General features: G+C 43.3%; 9 protein-coding genes. 8 read left to right on the plus strand and 1 reads right to left on the minus strand.

Annotation, left to right across the window (positions count from 1 at the left end; genetic code table 11):
- The first annotated feature begins 2 nt into the window (after positions 1–2).
- The 7 genes from MKX35_RS30350 (at position 3) to glnA (ending at position 9,252) form a co-directional block, all read left to right on the plus strand.
- Positions 3–656, plus strand: coding sequence for a response regulator (locus tag MKX35_RS30350; RefSeq protein WP_042186223.1), 654 nt, complete (start codon positions 3–5; stop codon positions 654–656).
- A gap of 652 nt (positions 657–1,308) precedes the next feature.
- Positions 1,309–2,970 (plus strand): S1C family serine protease, encoded by a 1,662-nt coding sequence (locus MKX35_RS30355; RefSeq protein WP_076300014.1) that lies wholly within the window; start codon positions 1,309–1,311, stop codon positions 2,968–2,970.
- 109 nt (positions 2,971–3,079) lie between these two features.
- A complete protein-coding gene (locus MKX35_RS30360) occupies positions 3,080–3,769 on the plus strand; it encodes a response regulator transcription factor (protein WP_042125657.1) in 690 nt (229 codons plus the stop codon).
- 1 nt (position 3,770) lies between these two features.
- Positions 3,771–5,216: a sensor histidine kinase gene (locus MKX35_RS30365; protein ID WP_042186227.1), complete on the plus strand. Its 1,446-nt coding sequence runs from the start codon at positions 3,771–3,773 to the stop codon at positions 5,214–5,216.
- A 60-nt stretch (positions 5,217–5,276) separates the two neighbouring features.
- On the plus strand, positions 5,277–6,233 hold the full coding sequence (locus tag MKX35_RS30370) for a 4-hydroxy-3-methylbut-2-enyl diphosphate reductase (RefSeq protein ID WP_042186228.1): 957 nt from the start codon (positions 5,277–5,279) through the stop codon (positions 6,231–6,233).
- Positions 6,234–6,497: 264 nt separating this feature from the next.
- Positions 6,498–7,544 carry a 3-deoxy-7-phosphoheptulonate synthase gene (aroF, locus tag MKX35_RS30375; RefSeq protein ID WP_076284213.1) on the plus strand — a complete coding sequence of 349 codons (1,047 nt, stop codon included), beginning with the start codon at positions 6,498–6,500 and terminating at the stop codon, positions 7,542–7,544.
- A gap of 283 nt (positions 7,545–7,827) precedes the next feature.
- A complete protein-coding gene (gene glnA, locus MKX35_RS30380; RefSeq protein ID WP_042186233.1) occupies positions 7,828–9,252 on the plus strand; it encodes a type I glutamate--ammonia ligase in 1,425 nt (474 codons plus the stop codon).
- Between the two features lie 206 nt (positions 9,253–9,458).
- Here glnA and MKX35_RS30385 read toward each other — a convergent pair whose 3' ends face one another.
- Positions 9,459–10,493: a LacI family DNA-binding transcriptional regulator gene (locus tag MKX35_RS30385; protein ID WP_042186234.1), complete on the minus strand. Its 1,035-nt coding sequence runs from the start codon at positions 10,491–10,493 to the stop codon at positions 9,459–9,461.
- Positions 10,494–10,868: 375 nt separating this feature from the next.
- Here MKX35_RS30385 and MKX35_RS30390 point away from each other — a divergent pair, with 375 nt between their 5' ends.
- Positions 10,869–12,236 carry an ABC transporter substrate-binding protein gene (locus tag MKX35_RS30390; RefSeq protein WP_076300013.1) on the plus strand — a complete coding sequence of 456 codons (1,368 nt, stop codon included), beginning with the start codon at positions 10,869–10,871 and terminating at the stop codon, positions 12,234–12,236.
- The last annotated feature ends 73 nt before the right edge of the window (positions 12,237–12,309 follow it).

The raw sequence follows: 12,309 nt of genomic DNA on the forward strand, positions 1-12,309 counted from the left end.
GCATGAGCGTCATAAGAGTGTTGCTCGTGGATGATCATGATATGGTGCGGATGGGTCTTAAAACATATCTGATGCTGGAGCCGACGTTTGAGGTTATAGGAGAAGCAGCAAATGGACAGGAAGCGCTGGAGATGCTGCGTGCTGGCGGACATGAAGGCTTACCCGATCTCGTGCTAATGGATCTGATGATGCCTGTGATGAATGGTGTGGAGACTACTCGTGCAGTGCTATCGGAATTTCCTGGTCTCAAAATCGTTATCTTGACCAGCTTCTTAGAGGATGACCTCGTCGTGGACGCTATAGAAGCTGGAGCAGTCAGCTATGTGCTCAAAACCGTATCGGCAGAGGAACTGATCTACGCACTGCAAGGCGCATTTCGCGGTATGCCAGTTATGACTGGTGATGTATCGCAAGCGTTGACACGCGGCATTCGCCAGCGTACCGTGCAAGGTGATTCCTCCGGCTTGACGGAGCGTGAGAAGGAGGTCTTACTGCTCATTGCTGAGGGCAAGACCAATAAGGATATCGGCGAGGAACTACATATCAGCATCAAGACAGTGAAGACGCATGTCAGTAACCTACTGATGAAATGCGAGCTGGATGATCGAACCCAGTTGGCTATTTATGCTCATCGGAAGGGTTGGGCTCAGGGTTAGGTTTGTTGTTCAAGATGATTTGGGGTAGTTTATGGGTGCTTAAAAGTAAGTTATAGGGAAAACTTCCCTTTAATCTTGAGTTTTACACTTGTATACAGGATTATAGGGAAATCCTCCGTATAAATTCCTTGTTTTTCTCATAAATAGCTATATTGCTGAGAATTATAGGGATGTATTCCCTTTAAATCTTGATTTCTTGTGATTTTTGGTAAATTATAGGGAGTTTATCCCTATAATTATTGATCGTTGTTTGTTCCTTGTTCTTGGACTTCGTTCACGGACGTCGTTCTCTAGGGTTTTGTTCTAGGTTGTATGTTGGAAGTTCGGGCCACGTTGTTATCCGCGCCCGAGCTTCTTTTTTACTTCCCTGCCTAGGGATTGGGTATCAGAGCGAAAAGTTTACGTCCGCCCTTGAAATCATGTTCCACCCGCAGGGTCAATTCATAGGAACATGATTTCAACAGCGGTGTAGCCTGAAACCCATTCCCGACCAACAGCGTGCGCCTTTTGAACCAAATCCCGTCTATTTGCCTATATCTTTTATCTCCGCTTAAATTGTTTTTAATGTGACCTTAAGGTTTAAAGTACAAAATAAGAAACAAGAAAACAAATTAATCCTTGTCAGGCGACAGGATGCAGGAGGTAAATAAACATGGACGATAACAAAAACAACTTTAATCGAGACAATGGACCAGCACCAGATCGGGATTGGGACAATAATAACCATAATAGCAATAATAATCAGGCATCCGATTCCGGATCATCATACTACTATTCTTATGGACCATTTAAATCATTGAACAAAGATGAAAGTAACGTAGACGGAAGTGCTCAGCATTACAACCGGATGGAGCCGGAGCGTGTCGAGATTACACCTCCACAACCTGTAAAACAACTTCCATATAACAGTTCATATCGCAGTACAGGCTTTGATGGTAATGGCGGTGGACGTGGAGGAAACGGCGGAGGCGGTTCTGAAGGTGGCGGTGGCTGGCAATTTAATAAAAAGCCAAAAAGCTCAGTGAAAACAATATTTGTTTCCTTCTTAGCGGGTATGGTCGTTCTCTCAGGTTCTATGTTCATGGCAGATCGAGGCAACTGGTTCACAGGGGACGCAACAACCATTGCAAGCTCAGGATCAAATGGAACGGCGAAGACGACGAATGAGAGTGCTAGTACTACACCTAATACTACCACTACATCATTGGTGAAAGGATCTCGTGATGTGACTGGCGTAGTTGATGCGGTTGGACCAGCAGTAGTCAAGATTGAGACGCTAGTGAAATCCGGTTCACGTAATGGAAGTTCATCCAGTCCGAATTTGAGTGATCCGTTCTCTCAATTTTTCTTCGGGGATCAATACGGTGGAAGTGGTTCTTCACAAAATGAGCAGGACTCGAAGTCAGGTTCAAATTCTTCATCGCAGCTCATCCCTTATGGAATTGGAACAGGCTTCATTTATGAGAAATCCGGATATATTTTGACCAATCAGCACGTCATTGAAAATGCCGATGTTATCCAAGTTACAGTGGATGGCGTGACCAAACCATACGAAGCGAAATTGCTAGGTTCTAGCAAAGATCTGGATTTGGCAGTACTGAAGATTGAAGGAGATACTGATTTCCCTACAGTTGCTCTGGGAGATTCGGATAGCTTGAAAGTAGGCTCAGAAGTGGTTGCTATCGGTAACCCGCAAGGCTTCGACCATACAGTAACCTCTGGTGTTCTTAGTGCAAAAGGACGCAGCATTGATATTAACGAAGAAGATGGTAGTGGAACACGCAACTACAAAAACCTGCTGCAAACAGATGCTTCTATCAACCCTGGTAACTCCGGTGGTCCGTTGCTCAATATGAATGGACAGGTAATTGGTATGAACGTAGCTGTTAGCACAGATTCCCAAGGTATAGGTTTCGCTATCGCTGTGAATACGATTAAAGAAGTCGTAGATAAACTCGAAGCGAACCAAGCGATTCCAAAAGAACCCGTACCATTCATTGGTGCAACGCTTATGACGATTACAGATGAAGTAGCTAAGCAAATGGGCACGGATATTAAAGAAGGTTCTGTAGTTGCAGACATTATCTTTAAATCGCCAGCGTATGCCGCTGACTTGCGCCCTTACGATATCATTACAGGTGCAAATGGTACAAAATATGCAACAAATCAAGATCTGATCGCTTTCATTCAAACGTTAAAAGTCGGTGACAAAGTAACGCTGAATGTGGTGCGCGATGGTAAAAACATGGATCTTTCCGTAACAATCGGCAACAAAAATGATTTTGATACGACTACTGGGCAAAGTCAGAAGTAATAACACCGGACGGTGAATAACGCGGAAGGGGCAACCCTTCCGTTTTTGTCTAATCATGGTGTGACTGCTACAATATAAATAAATAGAAATGAACAATGGGGGCTGCTTGATGCGACCGAATATTCTTATTATTGATGATGATGAAAAAATTATTTCCATGCTGCGCCGGGGACTAGCTTTTGAAGGCTACGATGTAAAGACAGCGGTGAATGGAGCGGATGGTTTACGAGCAATCCTAAGCAGCGATCCGGATGTGGTGATTTTGGATGTTATGATGCCTCAGGTAGACGGATTTGAAGTCTGTCGTCGTTTGCGAGAAGGGGGCAGTAATGTACCTGTTCTAATGCTTACGGCCAAGGATGAAATTGAGCATCGTGTGAAAGGGCTTGATCTGGGTGCGGACGATTATCTAGTTAAACCATTTGCGCTGGAAGAGTTACTTGCGCGTGTGCGAGCATTGCTTCGGCGCAAGAGTGAGCAAAGTGGCGGCAGTGAGCAAGCGGTTACTTACGAGGATATTACCTTGGATGTGGATTCACGTGAAGTGACACGCGCCGGCAAGAGACTGGAGCTGACAGCGAAGGAATTTGAGCTGCTACATCTCTTTATGCAGAATCCGAAACGGGTGCTTTCGCGGGATCTGATCATGGATAAAATATGGGGTTATGATTATAGCGGTGAATCAAATGTACTTGAGGTATACATAGCTATGCTACGTCAAAAGACGGAGGAGCATGGCGGTAAACGCCTCATTCAAACGATCCGGGGTGCCGGTTACATTCTAAGAGGTGACAACTAACATGTCTATAAGATTGCGGCTGACTGCTTGGTATTCAGGGATTTTGGCCGTTATGCTGCTGGCCTTATCAGCCGCAATTTACGGTTTTGTCTATTTTAATACGTATGGGGACTTGAAGGATCGTCTGAAGGTACAATCTGAGCAAACGAAACTTTTATTTAGCGTTGATCGCTACAATGGTGAGCTGAAACTTGGCGGAGTCGGTCCTGAAAACTCCAATTTATATACGCAGATTTATACTTATGGCAGCAAAAGCTTGTCACAATCGACCAATATGATTAACTTTGGCCTACGGTTTGATTATCCTGCTAAAGATAAAATTGCAAAAGGATTTCGTAATGTTGTTGTGGACGGCAATCAGTTTTTGATCTACGAGATGCCTATCGAACTAGAGCATTATAATAATAATCCAGTGGCTGTATTACAAGTCGCTGCCTATGTGAATGAGCAGAATAAGCTCTTGGAGCGTTTGAAAAATATATTGCTTGTCGGTTCTTTTGCTACCTTGATCGCGGCATTTACTTTTGGTTTATTCCTGGCCCGTAAAGCGATGAGTCCTATTGGAAAGGTGATTGAAGCTGCAAACGGTATCCAGACTGGGACAGATCTAAGCTCCCGAATTGAATATGATGGACCTCCGGACGAAATAGGTCGTCTAATTGAGACTGTCAATAACATGCTTGGGCGTATGGAAGGATTCTACACAGAGTTAGAGGATTCGTATGCGGCTCAGCGCCGATTCGTTTCCGATGCATCACATGAGTTGCGGACTCCGCTAACAACTATTCGTGGGAATATCGATCTACTGCAAAAAGTATGGGAGATGGAGCCGGGCGAAGGGAAGATGAGCGAGGCTGAAATTCGCCAGCTCTCGATGGAATCGGTAAAGGATATCGCGGACGAGTCTAAGCGAATGAGCCGACTTGTAGCAGATATGCTCTCGCTCGCTCGTGCTGATACAGGGCGAACCTTCGAGATAGAGCCGGTGGCACTGGAACCAATGATGACTGAGATCGCGCGTAGGGCATCCTTCCTGCCTCGTCAAGCGGAGTGGGTTACAGGGGATATGTCCGTCTTAAATGGAAAATATGTTGTGGGTAATAAAGATTATTTACAACAAATGTTATTTATTTTTATTGATAATGCTTTTAAATACACGCCTTCTGGTGAGGTAAGTTTAGATACGATTTTCTATCAGAATCAGGTTGGTATTCGGATCACCGATACGGGGATAGGTATGGATAAAGATGAGGTTCCATATATTTTCGACCGTTTCTATCGTGCAGATGAATCACGTGGTATTACAGAAGGGATTGGGCTTGGTTTATCCATTGCTAAATGGATTATTGACGAGCATGGTGGGTCTGTGGAAGTTGTTACACGCCAAGGCGAAGGAACTACTTTTGTGATCTGGTTGCCGCTTCTCTTTGCTCCGCCGCTGGAATAGGGTATAATTTAAAGTGTGTCCTATTACAGAAGTCAACGAAAGCAGAAAGTTGGTGAAGTCATGGAAGTCATTAAAATTTCTCCACGGGGATATTGTTACGGAGTAGTCGATGCTATGGTAATGGCACGGCAGGCTGCGCAAAATCTCGATCTTCCCCGGCCGATTTATATACTGGGCATGATTGTTCATAATAGTCATGTCACGAATTCGTTTGAGGACGATGGCATCATTACCTTGGACGGTCATAACCGTCTGGATATTCTCGATAAAGTAGACAGTGGAACCGTTATATTCACTGCTCACGGAGTTTCACCTGAGGTACGCAAGATGGCTAGGGATAAAGGATTGACTACGGTCGATGCTACCTGTCCTGATGTGACAAAGACGCATGATCTCATTCAGGAGAAAGTCGATGACGGTTATGAGGTTATTTATATCGGCAAGAAAGGCCATCCGGAACCGGAAGGTGCTGTCGGCATTGCGCCAGAGCATGTGCATTTAATTGAAAAAGAAGATGAGATTGCAACTCTATCCATTCCTTCTTCACGGATTGTAATTACGAATCAGACCACTATGAGCCAGTGGGACATTAAGAATATTATGAAAAAGCTACTAGAGACCTTCCCAGGTGCTGAAGTGCATAATGAGATATGTATGGCTACTCAGGTGCGTCAAGAGGCTGTAGCGGAACAGGCGGGTCAATGCGATCTAGTGATTGTCGTTGGCGATCCACGAAGCAACAACTCTAATCGTCTGGCACAGGTGTCGGAAGAGATCGCAGGTGTGCCTGCTCATCGGATTTCTGATATCTCTGAACTAAACACCGACTGGCTGAAGGGTGTAAATATTGTAGGGGTTACCTCTGGCGCGTCTACACCTACTCCAATTACCAAAGAAGTTATTAATTATTTGGAGCAGTACGATTCTGAGAATCCCGAGACATGGGAGATCAAACGTACTGTGAATATGGCGAAATTACTTCCTCCGGTTAAGAATAAGAGCACAAGCACTACTTAATGCGCTGTAAGCGAACTTATATATTTGTGTTAGGACAAAAGCGCGTAACCTCGTCTATCGAGGTTACGCGCTTTTCTATTTAGAAAAAGCGGTTTCATATTATAAATCAGGAAATAGGATTGACGGTAAAGGATTTTTAGAGTAAAATCGCTTTATCGGTTAAAAGCATAAAAGCTTAAAAGCTTAAAAGCGAACACGCGTCGTAGTGTGAGTGTATTGAGCGAAATTATTATAAATTTTAAGTGTAGAGAGGAAGTTATTAAAATGATCGTCATTACATCCAATCAAACGCCAGAAGAGCAGGTTAAAGATATTATTTCAGTTATCGAAAAAGAGGGTCTGCAGGTACATCTCTCTAAAGGTGCAGATCACACTGTTATCGGTTTAGTAGGAAGTGTCACTCCTAAGCTTGCAGAGCATTTGCGGCAAATGAAGGGAGTAGAGAACGTCGTAAAGATCTCCAAGTCTTATAAGCTAGCTAGCCGTGATTTCCATCCAGAGGATACCATTATCGATATCAAGGGTGTGAAGATTGGTGGAGAGAATTTGGTGATTATGGGCGGACCATGCGCCGTTGAGTCTCCAGAGCAGATTGATGAGATTGCCCGTCTGGTTAAAGCTTCAGGTGCTCAGGTACTGCGTGGAGGCGCGTTTAAGCCCCGTACAGGTCCATACAGCTTCCAAGGCGTAGGTGTAGAAGGTTTGACTATGATGGCTGAAGCAGGAAAGCGTCATGGCCTATTAACCATTACAGAGGTTATGACACCAGAGTATGTGGATATTTGTGCAGAGCATGCTGACATCCTCCAAGTGGGTACACGGAACATGCAGAACTTTGATTTGTTGCGCAAGCTGGGTACTTGTGGAAGACCTGTCCTTCTGAAACGCGGCTTCAGTGCAACCTATGATGAATTGCTCAATGCAGCGGAGTACATTTTGGCAGGCGGAAATAAGGATGTAATGCTCTGTGAGCGTGGTATTCGTACATTTGAGACTTACACACGCAATACGCTGGATCTATCGGCTATTCCAGTTCTACAAAGCTTAAGTCACCTTCCGGTAATCTCTGACCCAAGTCACGGCACTGGACGTCGTGAGTTAGTTGAACCTATGGCTAAAGCTTCGGTTGCAGCTGGTGCAAATGGTCTAATCATCGAAATGCACACAGATCCGGACAATTCTATGACAGGTGACGGTGTTCAATCGTTATTCCCTGAGCAGTTCGATAATCTGCTTAAGGATCTCGAAAAGCTTGCTCCGATTGTTGGACGTAAGTTTTCAACTTCGCCAGAAACCGTTTCGGCGCTATAATTTTTAAGAATATAACAACCTTGGAAGTCCTCTAAACCCGCGGTACAGCGGGATAGTAGGGCTTCTTTGCTATTGGATAAGTTAGAAATGTTATGAATATTAGCGAAAATAATGGATTTCACGAAAGCGTTAGAATATCTTACATTGCTGAAAGAAATACCTGACATAAGCATTGACGATGTTAGGTATGAGATTTATAATGACGACAGCAAATAAAAATGAAACAAGAACATTTGCATACTGTGAGGGGCTTAATGTTCGGAACTTGGGGGAGGAAAAATTCATGTCGGTTGAAAAAGTGTTGCAAACAATTAAAGAAAACAATATCGAGTGGGTAGATTTTCGATTCGTAGATTTAGGTGGTCGTGCTCACCACATTTCTCTGCCTGCTTCTGAAGTGGAAGATGAAACTTTTGTAAATGGGGTAGCATTCGACGGTTCTTCCATCAAAGGATTCCGTGGTATTGAAGAATCAGACATGGTTATGATGCCTGATCCGAACAGTGTGTTCATTGATCCGTTTACAGCTCATCCAACGCTGAACGTTATGTGCGACATTTTCACTCCTGATGGTGAACGCTATGAGCGCGATCCTCGCGGTATTGCTGTGAAAGCAGAAGAATTCCTTCAGAAGAGCGGAGTTGGAACATCAGCATTCTTCGCACCTGAGTCTGAATTCTTTATCTTTGATGATGTTCGTTACGAGAGCGGTATGAACAGCTCCTCATTCTTCGTAGACTCTGAAGAAGCGGCTTGGAATACGGGTCGTAAAGAAGAGGGCGGCAATCTTGCATTTAAAGTTGGCGTTAAAGGTGGATATGTACCTGTAGCACCTGTGGATTCCCAACAGGATATCCGTAGTGAAATGTGTCGTCTGCTTGCTGAAGTGGGACTGCGCATTGAGCGTCATCACCACGAAGTAGCAACTGCAGGCCAAGCGGAAATTAACTTCCGTTTTGATACCTTGAAGAAAACTGCTGATAATCTCATGACTTATAAATATATTGTACAAAACACTGCACGTCAGTACGGCAAAGTAGCAACCTTCATGCCAAAACCACTGTTTGGCGATAATGGTAGCGGAATGCACGTACACCAATCGATCTTTGACGGAGACACTCCTTTGTTTTACGAAAAAGGCGCTTATGCTAACTTGAGCGAAATGGCTCTTCACTACATCGGCGGTATTTTGTATCATGCACCAGCTTTGATCGCTTTGACTAACCCAAGCACCAACTCCTTTAAACGTTTGGTTCCTGGTTACGAAGCGCCGGTTAACTTGGTATACTCCAAAGGAAATCGTTCTGCAGCAGTTCGTATTCCAGTAGCGGCTGTGACACCGAAGGGCTGTCGTATCGAGTTCCGTACACCGGACTCCACCGCTAACCCTTACCTGGCATTCTCCGCAATGCTGATGGCAGGTCTGGACGGAATCAAAAACAAGATCAACCCACAAGAACTGGGTTACGGTCCTCTGGATAAGAACATCTACGAATTGTCCGATGCAGACAAAGAAAAGATCCGCAGCGTTCCAGGTAGCCTGAGCGAAGCGCTTGATTCTTTGGAAGCTGATTACGAATTCCTTACAGAAGGCGACGTATTTACTAAGGACTTCATTGATAACTATATTGCTCTGAAACGTTCCGAGGCTCAAGAGGTTGCGATTCGTGTTCATCCACATGAATATTCTCTGTACTTCGATCTGTAAGATTGCTCAAATCATATAAAGCTTTAACAAATAAAGGTGTTCCTAAGTCATGGAAATGACTTAGGAACACCTTTTGTATTGATCCTAACAAAAATGAGGATATCTTTGGCCATTGATATGGCTAAGGATATCCTCATTTTGCTTCTATAGTTTAATATTCTGCCCAGTAGTTCTGCTTTAATTAAGTAGAGGTATCACTTAGGAATCTATACTAAACCCCGCTCAGGAGCTCCGCAGGATTCTCTTATGATGAGCTCTGGCTCGACGCTGAAAGAGCTCGTGCCTGATTGATTGTTTATTAGATCATACAGCATTAACGCAGCTAGACGACCGATCTTATCTTTATTTTGCTTAATCGTAGTCAAGAGTGGTGTTGTGTAATTGCAGGCTTCGATATCATCACAGCCAATAATCGCGACGGTTCCAGGAACAGCAATAGCAGATTCCTTTAGGGCACGCATAGCCCCAATAGCTAGCTGATCAGAAGCCGCGAATATCGCTCTGGGTAAGTTTCCATTCGAAATCATTCTACGCATGGTCTCATAACCGCTGGCTTCAAAGAAGTTGCTGCCGTTTAAGAACCAGTTTTCGTTGATCGGTAGTCCTAAATCTTCAAGTGCTTTGCGGAAACCACTTTCACGTATATTGGAGATTTCTGACTCAGAGGAGCTGCCGATATAACCAAGTTCTCGATAGCCTAATAAGTAAAAGTGTTCGACTACCTTGGTAGACAACTTAAAATTATCAGACATGATATAACCCGAATTGTCGCCTGACAGCTTTAAATCTACGCCGATGCATGGGATAGAACTATTATCCAATTCGCTGATGGAGGTTTCTAGCTCTTGTCCGGTAATAAGTAGGCAGCCATCCACATTAAAATGCAGACAACGGGCAAGATAATCATTAGTATCGCCACTTTGAAATTTTTCGTTAGAGAAAAAGATCAGGTCATAACCTAACAGTCCCATTTGTTTTTTGAAGGAATTTAGAACTTCGATGAAAAAAGGGTGGGTAAAGTCAACGTTCAGCATTCCTGCAAAAATAACACCAATTAGATTCGATGATTTTGTAGCTAGTGTTTTTGCTGAATTGGAGGGAGTATATCCAGTTTCCTTTATGATTTGTTGTACCCTAGTCTTGGTGTCTTCCGAAATATCGCTGTAGTTATTTATGATTTTAGATACTGTCGAAACAGAAACTCCAGCTATTTTCGCTATGTCTTTAATGTTATAGGCCAACTTTAGTCCTCCTTATAATGCGAAATACTCCGTAATCTATGATAAAAGTATAGTTGAGTTAAACTTTTTATGGATTTCAAATATGAATTACGAAACGTTTTCGTAAATGATTTTATAATTATATAGGTAGATAGTCAATGGGATCTTTGGCGATCAAACAGATAAATCCTTGATTTTAAAGGGTTTTGGAGGATTCTAGTTCAAGAATAGTTCAAAGATAGAGAATAAAAAAAGACTTTACAAAGATAAATAACGATGTAATAATAAAAACAACGAAACCGCTTTCTGTATTATAATCGCTAAAGTTTCGTAATTTCAGGAATTAAGATGGTGTTTCGTTAAGAGGTCATACAAATCATCTGGGGGGTAACAAAAATGGTAAAGAAGCTTTCTGCGGTATTGTTGAGCTCAGCGCTAGTGCTCTCATTAGCAGCATGTGGAAGCGGCAACAACACAAATGGTGAGGCTACTTCGGGCAACGGAACAAGCAAGCCCGCAAATGGTGAGAAAAAGGTTATTAAAATCTTGCACTGGAAACAAGAAAACATTAACAAGGTCATTACAGACATTAATAAGAAGTTTGAAGAGAAATATCCAGAATACAAGATTGAGTACACGACGACAGGTCCGGACGATGAATTTAAACAAGCACAAAGAGCAAGAATTACAGCTGGTGACGTAGACGTCCTTGCCGATTTGTCCGGTATGAGATTGTCTCCTAAAGATTGGACACCAGGAGCGAAAGTGCCAGACTGGCAACAATGGATTGATTCCGGTTTGATTGCTGATCTGAGCAACGAAGCTTTCGTTAAAAACTACAATGCGAATGATATTGCCAAAGCGGGTACTTACAACGATAAAGTGTATGCGATCCCAACCGGTAAAGTAGCAATGTCAGGTTTCTTCTATAATAAAGAAATTTTTGAACAAAACGGTTTGACTGTTCCAACAACATGGACAGAGTTCATCAGTGTTCTAGATACTTTGAAATCCAAGAGCATTGTACCAATCGTAGTGGCTGGTAAAGACGTATGGCCTTTGAAACTGCCAGTGTTCGGTTTGCAAGCTAAGATTCTAGGTGGCGGCGACCAACAAAAATGGATTGAAGGCGTTTGGAAAGGCAATTCGGCGTTCAACGATGCTGAGGCTGTAGAAGTATTGGATAAAATGAAGACCCTTCAAGATAACTACATCATCGATGGTTTCTTGGGTATTGACTATGCAACAGCACCTTCGTACTTCGCAACAGGTAAAGCAGCTATGATTGCTGACGGAACTTGGGATGCACCTACAATCGCTGCGGCAAATCCTGATGTGAAATTCGGATATTTCCCAATCCCAGCTACTGAAGATGCTGCTAAGAACGCTTCTCTTGTCGGCAAATACGATGTAACTTGGTATGCAGCAGAAAAAGGTCCGAACAAAGAAGGCGCATTGAAATGGTTGGAATTCTTCTCTGAACCAGAAAATTACACGGAATATGTTAAGGCTGCCGGATTCGTACCAACACAAGATAACATCGCAACTGGCAGTGACTTCATTGACAACGAACTTGCCCAATACATGGCAGAAGACTTTGAACTTGCTTATGAAATCATAATGATTAACCGCGACAATGTAGGCGAGCACATTGCTGCTGAAGGCGTTCACACTGAATACCTGGCACCAGGCGGCGAATTCAAAACCGCTAAAGAACTTGCAGATGTACAACAAAAAGAATGGGAAGCGGCAGCTCCTAAATAAGCTGTTATCCTAATAAACAGACATCTACAACATACTGTGCACCATCATGTACTACAACATCGGGGTCTGTTCG

Origin of the sequence: Paenibacillus sp. FSL R5-0923 (assembly GCF_038009145.1) — a bacterium.
Taxonomy (GTDB): Bacteria; Bacillota; Bacilli; order Paenibacillales; family Paenibacillaceae; genus Paenibacillus_AQ.